The organism is Amycolatopsis sp. NBC_00348 (assembly GCF_036114655.1).
Taxonomy (GTDB): domain Bacteria; phylum Actinomycetota; class Actinomycetes; order Mycobacteriales; family Pseudonocardiaceae; genus Amycolatopsis.
The window spans coordinates 8,229,037-8,244,503 of record NZ_CP107994.1; the positions used below are offsets into that span (position 1 = coordinate 8,229,037).

Below are 15,467 nucleotides of genomic sequence, written 5' to 3' on the forward strand. Positions count from 1 at the left end.
GTCGCAGTCTAACCTACTTGCGAGTAGGTTACAGTGTGAGAGAGCCGACCAGAGAGGTGACGTTCATGCCGCCCAAGAAAGCACCAGCCGTCCGCAAGGTCGCGATCATCGGCGGCAACCGGATCCCCTTCGCGCGGTCGAACGGCCCGTACGCGAAGGCGTCGAACCAGGACATGTTCACCGCCGCGCTCGACGGCCTGGTCAGCCGCTTCTCCCTGCAGGACGAGGTCATCGGCGAGGTCGCGGCCGGCGCCGTGCTCAAGCACTCGAAGGACTTCAACCTGGCCCGCGAAAGCGTGCTCGGCAGCAAGCTCTCACCCGCGACACCCGCGTCCGACGTGCAGATGGCGTGCGGCACCGGCCTGCAGGCCATCGTCAACGTCGCGAACAAGATCGCGCTCGGCGAGATCGACTCGGCCATCGCCGGCGGCGTCGACACCACCAGCGACGCGCCGCTGGCCGTGAACGAGGACCTGCGCCAGATCCTCATCCGGCTCAACGCCGCGAAGACGCTCGGCGACCGGCTGAAGCTCGTCGCGAAGATCCGCCCCGGGCACATCGTCCCGGCGATCCCGCGCAACTCCGAGCCGCGCACCGGGCTGTCGATGGGCGAGCACGCGGCGCTGACCGCGAAGATCTGGGAGGTCACGCGCGAGGCGCAGGACGAGCTGGCCGCCGCCAGCCACCAGCACCTCGCCGCCGCCTACGACCGCGGGTTCTTCGACGACCTCGTGACGCCGTTCCTCAAGCTGGCGCGCGATCAGAACCTGCGCGCGGACTCGACCGCGGAGAAGCTCGCCAAGCTCAAGCCGGCGTTCGGCGGACCGGGCGGCACGATGACCGCGGGCAACTCGACGCCGCTGACCGACGGCGCGTCGACCGTGCTGCTGGCCACCGAGGAGTGGGCGAAGGCGCACAAGCTGCCGGTGCAGGCGTACCTGACGTTCTCGCAGACCGCGGCCGTCGACTACGTGCACGGCGAGGAAGGCCTGCTGATGGCGCCGGCGTACGCCGTGCCGCGGATGCTCGCGCGGGCCGGGCTTTCGCTGCAGGACTTCGACTACTACGAGATCCACGAGGCGTTCGCGTCGCAGGTGCTGGCCACGCTCAAGGCGTGGGAGGACCCGGCGTTCGCCAAGGAGAAGCTGGAGCTGGACGAGCCGCTGGGCTCGATCGACCGGACGAAGCTGAACGTCAACGGCTCGTCGCTGGCGGCCGGGCACCCGTTCGCCGCGACCGGCGGCCGGATCGTCGCGACGCTGGCGAAGCTGCTGCACGAGAAGGGGTCCGGCCGCGGCCTGATCTCCATCTGCGCGGCGGGCGGCCAGGGCGTCACCGCGATCCTGGAGAAGTAAGGCACACGAAAGGGGCCGTCCCGGTTGGGGACGGCCCCTTTTCGCGTTCGTCAGCTGGGGAGGGCCTTCTCGGCCTTCTTCGCCAGCTTCTTGGCGCGCTTTTCGGCCTTGCGGCCCAGCTTCTCGACGCCGTGACCGGCGTCCTTCGCCGCACGACGCGCCCGCCAGCCGACCGACGGCTTGCCCGCGGTGTCGGCGACGGCCAGCATCAGCCCACCGGCCAGGCCGGCGTTCTTCAGGAACTGGATCTGCTGCTTCTTCTTCTCGGCCGGGTCCTGGAGCGTCCAGAAGCTGTGCGCCGCCAGCGTCGTCGGGACCAGGCTGCCGAGCAGCAGCGCGGACGTCAGCCGCGGCGCCTTGCCCGTCGCGAACGCGAGGCCGGCGCCGATCTTCACGGCGGCGTCGATGCGGACGAGCGTGGCCGGGTCGCGCGGCACCTGCTCGGGAATGACGCCTTCGAGCTTGTCGAAGGCGTCCGTGAGGAACGGCTCGGCGGTCTTCGCGTGCGACTGCGTGTTCCGGAGCACGTTGATCCCGCCGTACACGAATGTCGCGGCGATCAGTGGACGAGCCACACGACGGAGTATCACGGTCGTTGCCTTCCTGGTCCGGGCTTCTTCCTGGTCAAACCTACAGCTGGAATGCCCGCTCGGCCCGGCGCCGAACCCTCCTAGCGTTGTCTGCGCGAATATCGTGTCGTTGCTAGAGAACGCTAGAAAGCGTTAGCGCTTGACCTTGACGCTGCGTCAACTTCTATCGTCGACGTCATGGAGTGGTCGATCCAGGACATCGCCCGCTCGGCCGGGACCACGAGCCGGACGCTGCGCCACTACGGCGCGGTCGGCCTGCTCGAGCCCAGCCGGATCGGCGGCAACGGCTACCGCTACTACGACGAGCACGCGCTCGTCCGGCTGCAGCGGATCCTGCTGCTGCGCGATCTCGGCCTCGGGCTCCCGGCCATCGCCGAAGTCCTCGACGGGCAACGCGACCGCGCGGCCGCGCTCGAGACCCACCTGGACCTGCTCGAACAGGAGCAGCGGCGGATCGGGCGGCAGATCGCGTCGGTCCGCACGACGCTACGGAAACTGAAGGGAGGTGAACGACTTATGGCAGAAGAAGTGTTCGACGGCTTCGACCACACGCAGTACCAGGAAGAGGTCACCCGGCGCTGGGGCGCTTCGGCGTACGCGACGGGGGACCGGTGGTGGAGTTCCCTGTCGGCCGACGAGAAGCAGGCCCACCAGCAGGAGCAGGTGGACGTCTCCACGGCGTTCGGCGCGGCCCGCGCGGCCGGGCTTTCCCCGGACTCGGCCGAGGTGCAAGCGATCACGGGCCGGCTGCACGCGTGGCTCCGGCCGGCGGTTTCGTCGGTGTCCGCGGGCTACTTCGCGGGCCTGGGCCAGCTGTACGTGGATGACCCGCGCTACGGGTTCGAGGGCGCGACGGCGGAGTTCGTCCGCGACGCGATGAAGATCTACGCGGAGCGGAACCTGAGCGACTAGCGCTGCGTCGTAGTGCGCGCTGGGGGTAGAGACGAGCAGGGCTGCAGACCTGTTCGTCTCTATGTACCGGCTGGGCGCAGTGGGTCGAGGCGGCGAGGATCGCTCGGTTGGAGATCGTTCGGCCATCCGGTCGAACTCCGGCGACACGCGCTAGCTGTCTATGGCCGAATATCGTCCTGGCGCTAGATACGTCGATAGCTTGGCAGAGTGGACCCCATCCGCAACCCCTTCGCGCCGGGCGCCGGGCAACGGCCTCCCGAGCTGGCCGGGCGTGAGCGTGAGCTCAAGGCCTTCGAAGTGGTGCTGGAGCGCGTGGCGCGGGGGCGGCCTGAACGCAGTCTTGTGCTGACCGGGCTGCGTGGGGTCGGGAAGACCGTGCTGCTCGGTGAGCTGCGGGCGATGGCCGTGCGGCACAAGTGGGGGGCCGGGAAGATCGAGGCGCGGCCGGACGCCGAACTGCGGCGGCCGCTCTCCGCCGCGTTGCACCGGGCCATCCGGGATCTCGCCGTGCGGCACCGGGCGCCGGATCGGGTCGAAGAGGTGCTCGGGGTGCTCAAGGCGTTCGCGCTGCGGGCCAACAAGGCCGACGCGAAGCTGCGTGACCGGTGGCAGCCGGGCATCGACGTGCCCGCCGCGCAGGGGCGGGCCGACTCCGGGGACATCGAGATCGACCTGGTGGAACTGTTCACCGACGTCGCCGAGCTGGCCGCGGACGTCGGCACCGGCGTCGCGCTGCTCATCGACGAGATCCAGGACCTGCAGCCCGACGACGTCTCCGCGCTCTGCGCCGCCTGTCACGAGCTCTCGCAGTCCGGGGCGCCGCTCGTCGTCGTCGGCGCCGGGCTGCCGCACGTGCCTGCGGTGCTCTCGGCGTCCAAGTCCTACTCCGAGCGGCTCTTCCGCTACGCGCGCATCGACCGGCTCGACCGCGCGGACGCCGACTTCGCCGTGATGGCGCCGATCGAGCGCGAGGACGCCAGCATCGAGCCCGAGGCTCTCGACGCGCTCTTCGACGCGTCCGGCGGCTACCCCTACTTCATCCAGGCCTACGGCAAAGCGGCCTGGGACGCGGCGCCGGCCGACCCGATCACGCTCAAGGACGTCCAGGTCGCCGCGCCGGAGGCGGAGTCCGAGCTGGCCGTCGGGTTCTTCGGCTCGCGCTACGAGCGCGCGACGCCGGCCGAGCGCGAGTACCTGCTCGCAATGGCCGAGCTGACCCAGGGCCGCGACGAGGCCGCCGGCACCGCCGACGTCGCCGTCTTCCTGGGGCGGAAGCCGTCGTCGCTGTCGCCGGCGCGCGACAGCCTGATGAAGAAGGGCCTCGTGTTCTCCGCCGAGCGGGGACAGATCGCCTTCACCGTCCCGCACTTCGGGCACTACCTGCTCAGCCGCGACTGACCGCGCCTGACGCTCCTGAACTGGCCGTATCGCGTTATATGAGTGTCGCTAGTCGAGTATCGGCGAATCGCTAGACAGTCGTAGACAACGACAGAGGGGTTGCCTCATCGTGACCGCCGACACCATGATCTCTTCGGCTCTTTCCCAAATTTGCCGATGATTCATCGGTGAGTGCGCCACATCACCGGACATTCGTTGGCTTCCTTGTGAAAAAAGGTGCATACTAGAGCTACAAGCCACCGAGACCCTCCGAAGGGGATGCAGAAACCGATGAACAACATCGCCGCCAAGCTCCGAGCCCGTCGCGCCGAGGTTCGTACTCGCCGGGCGCTGGACCGGGCGATCGACACCGCTGCCACCGCGACGGTTCGTCAGGAACTCATCGCGATCGCGCAGGCCCGCTCGGGCTACATGCGCTGACCAACTCACCAGTGGCGGTCGCCCATTCGAGTGACCTAGCCCACAAACTGGTGAAGGTGTAACGCCGCGCAAATCCGCGTCGATACCCCCTACGACCCCGTGATGCTGGCGGACCCCCGACCTGGCAGCATCACGGGGTTTCCCATTTCCCCGAAACCTTCTTGCCTGCGCCGCCTCATGGCGTAATCATTGACTCCGTCAACGACTTTGTTGAGGTGGTCAATGAACGACACTGAGCTGGCCGAACGGGTCGCCGCGGTCCGCGCCTTCAACCGGCTGTACACCGGAGTCATCGGTGTCCTGGACGAAGGCCCGGCCGACGCCGAGTACTCCCTCCCCGAAGCCCGGGTGCTCTTCGAGCTGACCCAGCGCGACCCGCTGGCCGTCACCGACCTGCGGAAACGCCTCGACCTCGACGCCGGGTACGCCAGCAGGCTGCTCGCCCGCCTCGAGGGCCGCGGCCTGATCACCCGCGAGCGGTCCGACGAGGACGCCCGCCGTCAGCTCGTCCGGCCGACCGCCGCCGGCCGGGACGCCTTCGCGCTGCTCAACCGCCGATCCACCGAACAGATCGGTGGCCTGCTCCGGCGCTTCGCCGACGAAGACCAGCGGCGCATGCTGGCCGCCATGCGCACGATCGGCGACGTCGTCGGCGAGCGCCGGCGCGACCCGGCACTCGTCCTCCGCCCGCCACGACCGGGCGACCTCGGCTGGGTGGTGCAGCGGCACGGCGCGCTCTACGCCCGCGAGTACGGCTTCGACAGCCGGTTCGAGGGGCTGGTCGCCCGCATCGTCGCGGACTTCGCCGTGCACGACGACGCGCGCCAGGCCTTCTGGATCGCGGAGCTCGACGGCGAGCGCGTCGGCAGCATCGGCTGCGCCCGCGGCTCCGACGCGGACACCGCGAAGCTGCGGCTGTTGCTGCTGGAGCCGTCGGCCCGGGGTCGCGGCGTCGGCAAGCGGCTGGTGACCGAGTGCGTCGAGTTCGCCAGGGCCCACGGCTACCGCGTGATGGAGCTGTCGACGGTGTCCATCCTCGACGCCGCGCGGGCGCTCTACCGCGCGGCCGGGTTCGAACTCGTCGAAGAAGCGGATTTCGACGGCTGGGGTCCGAAGCTGACCGAGGAGATCTGGCGCCGGGAGTTCTAACGCGGGACGCGGCCGAGCGTGTAGAACTCCGGGTTCGGCCGCAACGCCGTCAGGTGCGCGAGCCGGTTCGACATCGCGAACAACGCCGTGATCGCGCCGACGTCCCAGATCTCGTCGTCGGTCAGGCCCGCCTCGCGCGCGGCTTCGAGGTCGCCCTCGCCGAACAGCGCCGAGTCCTGGGCCAGCGCGAGCGCCAGGTCGACGATCGCGCGGCCGCGTTCGTCCAGCTCCACCTGCCACGGGTTGCTCGACACGCGGTCGGCGAGCTCCGGGTCCTTGGCGCGGATGCGCAGGATCGCGCCGTGCGCGACGACGCAGTAGGTGCAGTGGTTGGCGCCCGACGTCGCGACGACGACCAGCTCGCGCTCGGCCTTGCTGAGTCCGTCGGAGCGTTCCATCAGCGCGTCGTGGTAGTCGAGGAACGCCCGCAGCTCGGCCGGCCGGTGGCCGAGCGCGCGGAAGATGTTCGGCGTGAACCCGGACTTCTCCGCGATCACGCCGACGCGCTCACGCAGGTCGTCGGGCAGGTCTTCGAGTTCCGTCACCGGGAACCGGCTCACCGCGTCGCTCATACACTCCACGCTAGTCATGGTTGGCTGTCACCGTGACGGACTACGTCGACGGGTACTGCGAACGGGTCGCGCCCGGGCTCTGGGGAGAACCCTTCAACAGTCTCGGCAATCTCGCGTTCCTCCTCGCCGCCGTGCTCGTGTGGCGGCTGGCCGCCGGGGACCGCGCCGGGCGGCTGCTGGCCGGGCTGATCGGACTCGTTTTCGCGGCCAGCACAGCGTTTCACCTGCTCGCGACGCGCTGGGCCGGCGTCGCGGATTCGGTGAGCATCCTCGTTTTCGTGCTGGTGTACGTCGTGGTGTTCGCGCGCGTGTTCTACGGCTGGCGGTTCGCTTGGCTGGCCGCACCCGCGTTCCTCGCCCTCACCGTGGTGACGGCGTTGCTCGGGGGCGGGCTCTACCTCTCCGCGCTCATCGCGTTCGGCGTCGTCGTCGCGCTTCTCGCCTTTTCGCGCGACGCCTCCTGGACGCACTTCGCTGTGGCGGGCGCGATTTTCGCGCTGTCACTGAGCTTGCGCACGCTCGACCGGGACGTCTGCGACTACGTCCCGGCCGGCACGCACTTCCTCTGGCACCTGCTCAACGGCGTGGTGCTCTACCTCGTTTCCCGCACGGTGATCCTCAGACGCACCGCTCAGTGAGCCGCGCCGATCGGACGCAGGTTCTTGTCGTTCTCGTCGGCCAGGTAGTCCGCGGGGTTGGTGTCGTCGGTGCCGTTGAACACCTTCATCTGCCGCGCGATCACCGTGACGATCGCGGCGACCACCAGGTTGGCGATCAACGCGACGAAGCCGACGTAGATCTGCACCAGCGAGCCCGAGAACGGGTGCCAGCCGAAGATCGACAGGTTGCCGAGCGACAACGCCGAACCGCCGAAGTGGAGCTTTCCGTTGGCCGGGTTGGGGATCCCGTACAGCATGATCAGGCCCCAGCCGATGCCGACGACCCAGCCCGCGATCAGGCCCCAGCGGTGGAACCAGCGCGTGTACAGCGCGAGCGCGACCGCCGGCAGCGTCTGCAGGATCAGCACGCCGCCGATGAGCTGCAGGTCGATCGAGAACTGCGGGTCGATCAGGATGATCACCGCGACCGCACCCAGCTTCACGACCAGCGACGCGAGCTTCGCCTGCTTCGCTTCTTCCTGCGGCGTCGCGTTCTTGCGGATGTACTCCTTGTAGATGTTGCGCGTCCACAGGTTCGCCGCGGCGATCGACATGATCGCGGCCGGCACCAGCGCGCCGATGCCGATCGCGGCGAACGCGATGCCGGCGAACCACGACGAGAACTGGTTGTCGAACAGCACCGGGACGATCGTGTTGCCGTCCGGCTTGCCGGTCGCCGCGTTCGTCAGCGGCTTGACGCCCGCCGTGATCGCGACGTACCCGAGCAGCGCCAGCAGGCCCAGCACCAGCGAGTACGCCGGCAGCGCGACCATGTTCTTCTTGATGACGCTGCGGCCGCGGGAAGCCAGCACGCTGGTCAGCGAGTGCGGGTAGAGGAACAGCGCGAGCGCCGAACCCAGGGCCAGCGTCGCGTACTGCAGCTGGTTGTTCGCGTTCAGCAGGATCGACCCGGCCGGCTTGCCGGTGGCCGGGTTCGGCGTGCCGAGCTTCGCCGCCGCCGTGTCGAAGATGTGCGACCAGCCGCCCAGCTTCGAGGGCAGGTAGATGATCGCCACGAGGATGACGATGTAGATCAGGATGTCCTTGACGAACGCGATCAGCGCGGGCGCCCGCAGGCCGGACTGGTAGGTGTAGACCGCCAGGATGATGAAGGCGATCAGCAGCGGCAGGTGCCCGACGATGCCGGAGCCGTTGATGCCCATCGTCCGCAGCACGGCTTCGAGGCCGACCAGCTGCAGCGCGATGTACGGCATGGTCGCGACGATGCCGGTGATGGCGATCAGCAGCGCGAGGATCGGTGAGCCGAAGCGGCCGCGCACGAAGTCGGCCGGGGTGACGTAGCCGCGGACCCGCGACACCGACCACATCCGCAGGGCCGGGAGCAGGACGATCGGGTAGACGACGATCGTGTACGGCAGCGCGTAGAGGCCGAGCGCGCCGGCGCTGAACACCAGCGCGGGCACCGCGACGAACGTGTACGCCGTGTAGAGGTCACCGCCGAGCAGGAACCAGGTGACCCACGAGCCGAACTTGCGGCCGCCGAGGCCCCATTCGTCCAGGTGGTCCAGCCCACCGCCACGCTGCCAGCGCGCGGCCATGAACCCGAGCACGGTGACCAGCAGGAACAGGACCGTGAAGATGATCAGTTCCGGCCACTGCAGGTTGCTCATCGAGCGTCCCCCTCGTCCAGGTCGTCGACGCTCAGCTTGTCCGGGGCGTCACCGGCCGGCTTCTCCCGCGTCATCAGGTAGACGATCCACGTGCTGAGGACGCCGACCACGACGAAGAGGAACTGGAACCAGTAGAAGAACGGCATCCCGAACAGCCGCGGACCGTCCATGTTGAACAGTGGCGTGACCAGGACCAGCAGCGGGACGATCAAGAGCAGGTACCACGGGTTGAAGGGCTTCCCGCGCACCTTCCCGTCGTCGTGCTTCACAGTCGACATCGGACCTCACCTAACACTCCCGTAACCGACCGCCTGACCTTAGAACCTGGCTGACGGGACGTCACGTCTGTCCGATATCGATTTGATCGCCGCGTACCGCGTTGCCGGCCAACACCCCGACCAACGTCGGTTGCCCCGTCGTTACCCGCCCTATATCAATAGCGCGACTCCACTTGAAGAAAATCCAAAGGGGCAACCGTATGACACGACTCCGCTACGCGGTGGTGATCCCGGCGATCGCCGGCACCCTGCTGGCCGGGTTCACGCCTGCGTTCGCAGGTCAGGAGGCCGCGGCGGCCAAGCTGCCGCGGAACTCCACGAACATCCCGGTGCAGTACGCGAACCAGAAGCTGGACTGGCACAAGTGCGCAGTCCCCTCCGAGCTGCCGACGGCCCCGCCCGCGGGCGCCGAGGACATGGAGTGCGCGACCTACAAGACGCCGCGCAACTGGTACCAGGCGAACGCCCAGATCGACCTGACCATCGCCGTCAGCCGCCTGAAGGCGACCGGCGACGCGACGGCCAGCGTCGTCACCAACCCCGGCGGCCCCGGCGCGCCCGGCCGGAACTTCCCGGCGCGGCTGCGCAACCAGCCGAAGCTGCGGGAGCACCAGGAGATCGTCGGGTTCGACCCGCGCGGCACCGGCAAGAGCACGAACATCACGTGCGGCGGCGCCATCGGCACCGGCTCGGACCTGGACCCGCGTGACCGCGACCGCGCGAACCTGAACCTGATCCTGCAGGCGACGAAGTACGCCGCGCAGTCGTGCCAGGTGAAGTCCGGCGAGCTCGGCCCGCTGATCAACACCGACCAGACGGTCAAGGACATCGACCTGCTGCGCGTGTTGCTCGGCCGCGACAAGATCAACTGGGTCGGCTACTCCGCGGGCACCTGGATGGGCGCGCACTACGCCCAGGCCTACCCCGCGCGCACCGGCCGGTTCGTGCTCGACTCCTCGACGGAGTTCACGACGACCTGGCAGAAGTCGTTCGACTGGCAGCCGCTCGGCTTCGAGCGCCGCTTCCGGTCCGACTTCCTCCCGTGGGTGGCGAAGTACGACAAGCTCTACCACTTCGGCACCACCGGCGAGGCGGCCCGCCAGACCTACGAGCAGGTCCGCTACGCCCTGACCCAGGGCGCGGTCACCCTGCCCGACGGTTCGAGCGTGTCGGCCAACGGCCTGGACGCCTTCATCGCGTCGCAGATCTACTCGAAGCGCGCCTTCCCGGCGCTGGCCGACTACCTGGTCAGCGTCCGCACGCTGACCCAGGGCGGAGCTTCGGTGCAGGCCAAGGCCGCGGCCGCGCAGAAGGTCAAGGCCGGCGACACGAGCACCACCACCTTCGGCCCGCAGCCGCTGATGGTGCCGAGCGACGGCGACTCGTACGACGCCAGCTTCTGGAGCATCCCCTGCAACGAGGGTCCGTGGACCGGCACGACGAACAGTGCCATCAAGGACTCGCAGAAGCTGATCGACAAGCAGCAGCCGCTGCTGGGCGCCGGCTGGTTCATCCAGCCGTGCCTGTTCTGGAAGAAGACCCCGGCGCCGCTGCCCGTGCTGGACGGCAAGGGTGTCCCGCCGGTGCTGATCGTCGAGTCGGAGCACGACCCGGCGACGCCGATCGAGGGCGCGCGCCGCGCGCACAAGGCGTTCGCGGGTTCGCGGATGCTGACGATCACCGGCGAGGGTGACCACGGGATCTACGCCGGCGGCAACGCGGGTGTGGACAAGGTCGTGGAGGCCTACCTGGTCGACGGTGTTGTGCCGAACGACCAGAGCCTGCCCGGTGTGGCACTTCCGGTGCCTCCGGGCGCCTGACGCCACCAGGTGTTGTGGAAGCCCCGCCGAACTCCGGTTCGGCGGGGCTTTTCCACACCTGTGCACAGAGTTGTCCACAGGCAGTGGATAACTACTGGTATTAGAATTGGTTTCATGGTGCGAGTACCGCTGACGGAGGAAGAGCGCGAGCGAGGCGAACGCCTCGGTCAGGCGCTGCGGACGGCACGGGCCGGCCGGAGCATGGTCGACGTCGCGGGCGAAGCCGGGATCTCGGTCGAGACCCTCCGCAAGATCGAGACCGGCCGCATCCCGACACCGGCGTTCTTCACGGTCACGGCCATCGCGGACGCCGTCGGCCTGCCGCTGGACGAGCTGCGCGCGGCCGTCGCGCCGGCTCCGTCACCACCGCTTTCGCAGGCCAGCTAGGTGCAGTTGGCCCGGCTCCCTTCGCCTAGCTCTGGCGTAGTTGCGTCAGGATGTGGTCGCGGTCGTTGAGGAATGCGCAGCCCGCTACCGGCAGGTCGTAGCTGTTCAGCAGCTTCTCGAAGTCCGACAGCTCGTCGGCCGAGAACTTCAGGTCCACCTTGGCCGCGTGTGCGGCCAGGACGTCCGCCAGCTCTTCCCACTCGCCTGACCAGAGCAGCGTGCGGTAGTGCGTGAAGTCCTCGGGGGAGAGCCGGTCGCCGAGCATCGTGAGCACGCTGTCGGCGAAGAAGCTGATGCGGTTCTCCTTGAGGTCAGCGACCGTCGGGTTCGCCGGGTCGCGGGCCGCGTCCGGGTTGCGGGTCACGCCGGGGCCCGCCACCGGGTAGGCCGTGTGCACGTACCCGTTCTCCTCGACCAGCACGACGATGTGCACGTTGAACCGCTCGCCGGCACACCGCCAACGGCCGTTCCGCTGCTGCCGCCGGGCCTCGCTCGGGTCGTTCGCGACGTCCTTCACCACCGAGATGATGTGCTCGTCGTTCCAGCCCGGCGGGAACTCGCTGGTCGCCCGGCGCCCCACCCCTGACGCGTGTCCGCCACCCATGACTGCTCCATTCGTCGCATCGAGGGTAGGTCAGATGCGCAAAGAAAGCAGCACGATCCCGATAACCTGCAGGTCGAGCCCGCGGAAGAGCTGGCGGACGAGGTTGGCGGGCATCGGGCCCATGGGGGTGTCCACGAACGCCGGGTTGCCGTAGTCGACGGCCTTGCGGGTGACCGTGCGCAGGATCGAGAGCACCGACAGCGGCACGGCGAGCCACGCCGGCCCGGCGAACGACGTCCCGGCCGCCAGCGTGACGCCGTACAGCACCACCGCCCACAGCAGGCCGGCGCCGGCGAGCACCAGGCCGTTCGCCAGCACCAGGTCGCGGTCCGGGGAGCCCAGCCAGCGGCGGCGCCCCGGGTTGCGCCACAGCTCGCCGAGCCCGGCGCTGAACGGCGTCAACGCGAGGTACGCGCCGAGGCCGACGAGGACCGGGCCCGGCAGCGTCGGCAGCGCGATGTGCGCGACCACGATCGCGAAGCCGACCAGCACGGCCGCGCCCGCGTACTTGGTCCGGCCGACGGTTTCCGCCACGGCCAGCCGCAGCGGCGTCGGCCGGCGCACGGAGATCCGCCCGACCGGCGCCGACGGCGGGAGCAGCATCATCGGGTCGAGGAAGGTGACGGCGACCGAGCGCAGCACCCGGCCCTCCCAGCCGGCGAGCAGCGCCGACCGGCCCGCGCGCGTCACCGGTTCGCCGCCGAACGCCAGCGGCAGGGCCGCGACGACCACGCCGGCCGCGACGAACTCCACCGTGGCGGCGCCGAGGTGGAACGCGGCGATCGCCAGCCCGAGCACCGCCAGCACCAGCGGGCCGGCCGCGTCGAACCACAACGCCGTCCGCCGCGCCGTCACGTACGCGATCACAGCGGTCGCCGCGACGACGGCGATCCCCGCGCGCCACTCGCCGAGCCCGCCGCCGCCGACCGCGAGCAGCAGCGCGGCCAGGTAACCGGTCACCGCCACGACCCCGGTCCACGCGCCGAGCAGCCGCAGCGCGACGACGCGGCCGCGGTCGACCGGCGCGAAGTCCAGCCAGGTCAGCTCGGCCGGCTCGACCCAGGCGAAACCGCGGCGCAGCAGGCCGCGCCAGCCGACCGCGCAGCTCAGCGTCAGCAGGCCGAGGACGGCCGGGAAGTCCACTCGCGACGAGCCGTAGACCGCCGGGCGCCAGCCGTCGACGTGGAAGAACGCCGTGAAGAGGAACCCGAAGCCGAACAGGAAGACGAACGACGCCGTGTCGCCGCTGAAGATCCCGCCGAAGCGCTTGCGGCCCGGGATCTTCATCCGCCGCGGCGCGACGGTCACCACAGTTCGAGCACGCTGTCCGCGGCCTCCAGCAGCGGCGGGTGGTGGGTGGCCACCACGACCGCCGCGCCGGCCGCCGTCGACCGGGCAATGACCTCGACCAGCCACTCCTTGCCCGCGGTGTCCAGCGCGCGTTCCGGCTCGTCGAGCAGCAGGACGCGGTGCGGCCGCGCGGTGACGCCGAGCAGCAGCAACCGACGGCGCTGGCCGGCGGAGAAGTGCCCGGACGTGACGTGCATGCGTTCACCAAGGCCCGCGTCGCGCAGCAGGTCCTGGTGGTCGCCGAGGTCGGCGCCGAACGTGCCGGAGAGCAGGTCGAGGTGCTGCAACGGGGTCAGCTCGGCGAAGAAGTCGGAGTCGTCGAACAGCACCGACACCTTCCGCCGGAACTCGACGTCCCGCTCGTCGGGCAGCTTGCCGTCCACCAGCACGCGGCCTCGCTGCGGCCGCTGCATGCCGTAGAAGCAGCGCATCAACGTCGACTTGCCGACTCCGTTCGGCCCGACGATCGCGGCGACCTCACCGGCGTCGACGCTGAAGTCGAGGTCGTCGAACAGCCAGATGTCGCCGGCGCGGACGCCGATCCCCTTCGCGTCGATCATCGGAGCGCTTCGAGGACCGGGGCGAACTGGGCCATGTTGTGCTCCAGGACGGTGAAGTAGGTCAGCCCGAACCGCTCGCGGTGCGCGTGGAGCTGCTCGGCGACCGCGGCGGGTGGGCCGACCAGCGCGGTCGGGACTCTGGCGAGCTGCTCGGCGCTCAGCACGCCGTGCGTCAGCTTCGCGAGGTCCTCGAGCGCGCCCGCGCGGTCTTCGGTGATCTTCACGAAGTGGCAGAGCAGGTTGAACTCCACGGCCCGGTCGCCGAGCTTCGACCGGACGAACTCGACGCGCTCCCCGATGTCCTCGGCACTCGCCGGGACCAGCGCGCCGGCGTCCGGCGACTTGGCCGTGCCGGTGAAGCCGATGATGTCGGCGTGCTCGGCGGCGAGGGTCAGGATCCGGTCGCCGCGGCCGCCGAGCAGCAGCGGCGGGCCTTCCGGACGCGCCGGCGCGGGCTTGTGCTCCGGGTCGGCGTAGGACCGCTTGAGTTCGAGGATCGTGCGTTCGAGGTGGTCGACGCGCTCGCGGGCGGACGGGAACGGCAGCCCGGCGGCCTCGAACTCCTGCTTGACGTACCCCGCGCCGAGCCCCAGCTCCAGGCGGCCGTCGGTGAACCGGTCGGTGCCCGTGACGTCGCGGGCGAGCAGCACCGGGTTGTAGAACGGCGTGTTGAGCACGTAGGTGTTGAGCTTGACGCGCGAAGTGACCTCGCCGGCGAGCACGAGCGCCGGGAACGGCGGCGCCAACCCGAGGTGGTCGGCCGCGGACACGACGTCGAAGCCGAAGTCCTCGGCCTGGCGGCACTTCCCGACCCACGCGGCGCGACTGTCCGGCACGACCATGTTCACGCCGAAGCGGAAGTCCCCAGTCATAGGGACACGGTACTCAGCGGAGCTTTTCGATCACCGGGGCCAGCCTGGTCAGGTCGTCCTCGATCACCGTGAAGTAGCTGATGCCGAGCGTCTCGCGCGTGCGCAGCAGTTGCTCGGCCGCCGCTTCCGCCGAGCCGATGAGGACGGTGGGCAGCTCGCCCAGCTCGTCGGCACCGAGGTGCGGCACGAGCCGGTGGGCCTCTTCGAGCGCCGTCTGCCGGTCGTCGGTGATCCGGACGAGGTGGACCATCAGGTTGAGCTCGGTGTCACGACCGCCGAGCGCCCGCTTCACGAAGTCGACGCGCTCGGCGACCGCGGCGGGACCGGCCAGGGCCAGCCGTCCCTCGGCCGCGCCGGGCGCGGTGCCGGTGAAGGCGATGGTGTCGGCGTGCTCGGCGGCGAACTCCAGCATCCGGTCACCGCGGCCGCCGAGCAGCAGCGGCGGCCGGGGGCGCCCCGCGTACGCACGCTCGATCTCGGCGACCACGCGCTTCAGCCGCGCGAACCGCTGTCCGGGTGTGCCCCACTCGATCCCGGCGGCCTCGAACTCCGCGCGGACGTACCCCGCGCCGATCCCGATCTCGAGGCGGCCGCCGGTGAACTCGTCGAGCCCGGTGAGGTCGCGGGCCAGCAGCACGGGGTTGTGGAAGCTCGCGTTGAGCACGTAGGTGTTCAGCTTGACGCGCTCGGTCGCTTCGGCCGCCAGCAGCAGCGCCGGCACCGGCGCGACCCGCCCGAGGTGGTCGACCACGCCGACGACGTCGTAACCGAGGTCCTCGGCCTGGCGGCACTTCGCCACCCACCCGGCCCGTGAGCCGGGCGTCACCAGTGCCACCCCGAAGCGGAACGGTCTCATGGCGCGAACCTACCTGGGATCTTTCGGGGGGTCCGGGTGGCGGAGCCCCCGGCC

The 15,467-nt window shown here is 69.8% G+C and carries 17 protein-coding genes; 8 read left to right on the forward strand and 9 right to left on the reverse strand.

The window, feature by feature from the left end; genetic code table 11:
- The first annotated feature begins 65 nt into the window (after positions 1 to 65).
- Positions 66 to 1,355, forward strand: coding sequence for an acetyl-CoA C-acetyltransferase (locus tag OHS58_RS36525; protein ID WP_328645465.1), 1,290 nt, complete (start codon positions 66 to 68; stop codon positions 1,353 to 1,355).
- Positions 1,356 to 1,405: 50 nt separating this feature from the next.
- On the opposite strand, the gene OHS58_RS36530 is transcribed toward OHS58_RS36525, so the two are convergent.
- Positions 1,406 to 1,945 (reverse strand): DoxX family protein, encoded by a 540-nt coding sequence (locus tag OHS58_RS36530; RefSeq protein WP_328645466.1) that lies wholly within the window; start codon positions 1,943 to 1,945, stop codon positions 1,406 to 1,408.
- 177 nt (positions 1,946 to 2,122) lie between these two features.
- Here OHS58_RS36530 and OHS58_RS36535 point away from each other — a divergent pair, with 177 nt between their 5' ends.
- The 4 genes from OHS58_RS36535 (at position 2,123) to OHS58_RS36550 (ending at position 5,824) form a co-directional block, all read left to right on the forward strand.
- Positions 2,123 to 2,857, forward strand: a complete 735-nt coding sequence (locus OHS58_RS36535; RefSeq protein WP_328645467.1) for a MerR family transcriptional regulator — start codon at positions 2,123 to 2,125, stop codon at positions 2,855 to 2,857.
- Between the two features lie 207 nt (positions 2,858 to 3,064).
- Positions 3,065 to 4,255 carry an ATP-binding protein gene (locus OHS58_RS36540; RefSeq protein WP_247059488.1) on the forward strand — a complete coding sequence of 397 codons (1,191 nt, stop codon included), beginning with the start codon at positions 3,065 to 3,067 and terminating at the stop codon, positions 4,253 to 4,255.
- 270 nt (positions 4,256 to 4,525) lie between these two features.
- A complete protein-coding gene (locus OHS58_RS36545; protein WP_247059489.1) occupies positions 4,526 to 4,675 on the forward strand; it encodes a hypothetical protein in 150 nt (49 codons plus the stop codon).
- Positions 4,676 to 4,897: 222 nt separating this feature from the next.
- Entirely contained in the window at positions 4,898 to 5,824 is a 927-nt protein-coding gene (locus OHS58_RS36550) for a bifunctional helix-turn-helix transcriptional regulator/GNAT family N-acetyltransferase (protein ID WP_328645468.1), read from the forward strand.
- Here the strand turns inward: OHS58_RS36550 and OHS58_RS36555 are convergent.
- Positions 5,821 to 6,396: a peroxidase-related enzyme gene (locus OHS58_RS36555; protein ID WP_326945332.1), complete on the reverse strand. Its 576-nt coding sequence runs from the start codon at positions 6,394 to 6,396 to the stop codon at positions 5,821 to 5,823. The two genes, OHS58_RS36550 and OHS58_RS36555, sit on opposite strands and share 4 nt — an antisense overlap.
- Before the next feature lie 32 nt (positions 6,397 to 6,428).
- Between OHS58_RS36555 and OHS58_RS36560 the strand changes: the two genes are divergently transcribed.
- Positions 6,429 to 7,034: a hypothetical protein gene (locus OHS58_RS36560; protein WP_328645469.1), complete on the forward strand. Its 606-nt coding sequence runs from the start codon at positions 6,429 to 6,431 to the stop codon at positions 7,032 to 7,034.
- On the opposite strand, the gene mctP is transcribed toward OHS58_RS36560, so the two are convergent.
- Together mctP and OHS58_RS36570 are read right to left on the reverse strand one after the other, a co-directional pair.
- Complete coding sequence (mctP, locus tag OHS58_RS36565; protein ID WP_326945333.1) at positions 7,028 to 8,686, reverse strand: monocarboxylate uptake permease MctP; 1,659 nt, start codon at positions 8,684 to 8,686, stop codon at positions 7,028 to 7,030. The two genes, OHS58_RS36560 and mctP, sit on opposite strands and share 7 nt — an antisense overlap.
- Positions 8,683 to 8,964: a DUF3311 domain-containing protein gene (locus OHS58_RS36570; RefSeq protein WP_326945334.1), complete on the reverse strand. Its 282-nt coding sequence runs from the start codon at positions 8,962 to 8,964 to the stop codon at positions 8,683 to 8,685. The genes mctP and OHS58_RS36570 overlap by 4 nt, the downstream gene beginning before the upstream one ends.
- A gap of 200 nt (positions 8,965 to 9,164) precedes the next feature.
- On the opposite strand from OHS58_RS36570, the gene OHS58_RS36575 reads away from it, so the two are divergent.
- Together OHS58_RS36575 and OHS58_RS36580 are read left to right on the forward strand one after the other, a co-directional pair.
- Positions 9,165 to 10,784, forward strand: coding sequence for an alpha/beta hydrolase (locus tag OHS58_RS36575; RefSeq protein ID WP_328645470.1), 1,620 nt, complete (start codon positions 9,165 to 9,167; stop codon positions 10,782 to 10,784).
- Positions 10,785 to 10,898: 114 nt separating this feature from the next.
- Positions 10,899 to 11,171, forward strand: a complete 273-nt coding sequence (locus OHS58_RS36580) for a helix-turn-helix domain-containing protein (protein ID WP_326956511.1) — start codon at positions 10,899 to 10,901, stop codon at positions 11,169 to 11,171.
- Between the two features lie 25 nt (positions 11,172 to 11,196).
- On the opposite strand, the gene OHS58_RS36585 is transcribed toward OHS58_RS36580, so the two are convergent.
- Genes OHS58_RS36585 through OHS58_RS36605 form a run of 5 tightly spaced genes read right to left on the reverse strand, consistent with a single transcriptional unit; the run spans position 11,197 to position 15,413 of the window.
- Positions 11,197 to 11,775 carry an EndoU domain-containing protein gene (locus OHS58_RS36585; protein WP_326945337.1) on the reverse strand — a complete coding sequence of 193 codons (579 nt, stop codon included), beginning with the start codon at positions 11,773 to 11,775 and terminating at the stop codon, positions 11,197 to 11,199.
- Positions 11,776 to 11,805: 30 nt separating this feature from the next.
- Positions 11,806 to 13,086, reverse strand: coding sequence for a hypothetical protein (locus OHS58_RS36590; RefSeq protein ID WP_328645471.1), 1,281 nt, complete (start codon positions 13,084 to 13,086; stop codon positions 11,806 to 11,808).
- Positions 13,080 to 13,685, reverse strand: a complete 606-nt coding sequence (locus OHS58_RS36595) for an ABC transporter ATP-binding protein (RefSeq protein WP_247059500.1) — start codon at positions 13,683 to 13,685, stop codon at positions 13,080 to 13,082. The genes OHS58_RS36590 and OHS58_RS36595 overlap by 7 nt, the downstream gene beginning before the upstream one ends.
- A complete protein-coding gene (locus OHS58_RS36600) occupies positions 13,682 to 14,557 on the reverse strand; it encodes a TIGR03621 family F420-dependent LLM class oxidoreductase (RefSeq protein ID WP_328645472.1) in 876 nt (291 codons plus the stop codon). Before OHS58_RS36600 ends, OHS58_RS36595 begins: the two co-directional genes overlap by 4 nt.
- 13 nt (positions 14,558 to 14,570) lie before the next feature.
- On the reverse strand, positions 14,571 to 15,413 hold the full coding sequence (locus OHS58_RS36605) for a TIGR03621 family F420-dependent LLM class oxidoreductase (RefSeq protein ID WP_326945340.1): 843 nt from the start codon (positions 15,411 to 15,413) through the stop codon (positions 14,571 to 14,573).
- Positions 15,414 to 15,467 lie beyond the last annotated feature (54 nt).

What these genes read in the sequence shown, in the direction of transcription:
- OHS58_RS36525 (WP_328645465.1), top strand. Translation starts at nt 66, where the DNA reads ATGCCGCCCAAGAAAGCACCAGCCGTCCGCAAGGTCGCGATCATCGGC.
- OHS58_RS36535 (WP_328645467.1), top strand. Translation starts at nt 2,123, where the DNA reads ATGGAGTGGTCGATCCAGGACATCGCCCGCTCGGCCGGGACCACGAGC.
- OHS58_RS36545 (WP_247059489.1), top strand. Translation starts at nt 4,526, where the DNA reads ATGAACAACATCGCCGCCAAGCTCCGAGCCCGTCGCGCCGAGGTTCGT.
- OHS58_RS36550 (WP_328645468.1), top strand. Translation starts at nt 4,898, where the DNA reads ATGAACGACACTGAGCTGGCCGAACGGGTCGCCGCGGTCCGCGCCTTC.
- OHS58_RS36555 (WP_326945332.1), bottom strand. Translation starts at nt 6,396, where the DNA reads ATGAGCGACGCGGTGAGCCGGTTCCCGGTGACGGAACTCGAAGACCTG.
- mctP (WP_326945333.1), bottom strand. Translation starts at nt 8,686, where the DNA reads ATGAGCAACCTGCAGTGGCCGGAACTGATCATCTTCACGGTCCTGTTC.
- OHS58_RS36570 (WP_326945334.1), bottom strand. Translation starts at nt 8,964, where the DNA reads ATGTCGACTGTGAAGCACGACGACGGGAAGGTGCGCGGGAAGCCCTTC.
- OHS58_RS36575 (WP_328645470.1), top strand. Translation starts at nt 9,165, where the DNA reads ATGACACGACTCCGCTACGCGGTGGTGATCCCGGCGATCGCCGGCACC.
- OHS58_RS36580 (WP_326956511.1), top strand. Translation starts at nt 10,899, where the DNA reads ATGGTGCGAGTACCGCTGACGGAGGAAGAGCGCGAGCGAGGCGAACGC.
- OHS58_RS36585 (WP_326945337.1), bottom strand. Translation starts at nt 11,775, where the DNA reads ATGGGTGGCGGACACGCGTCAGGGGTGGGGCGCCGGGCGACCAGCGAG.
- OHS58_RS36595 (WP_247059500.1), bottom strand. Translation starts at nt 13,685, where the DNA reads ATGATCGACGCGAAGGGGATCGGCGTCCGCGCCGGCGACATCTGGCTG.
- OHS58_RS36600 (WP_328645472.1), bottom strand. Translation starts at nt 14,557, where the DNA reads ATGACTGGGGACTTCCGCTTCGGCGTGAACATGGTCGTGCCGGACAGT.
- OHS58_RS36605 (WP_326945340.1), bottom strand. Translation starts at nt 15,413, where the DNA reads ATGAGACCGTTCCGCTTCGGGGTGGCACTGGTGACGCCCGGCTCACGG.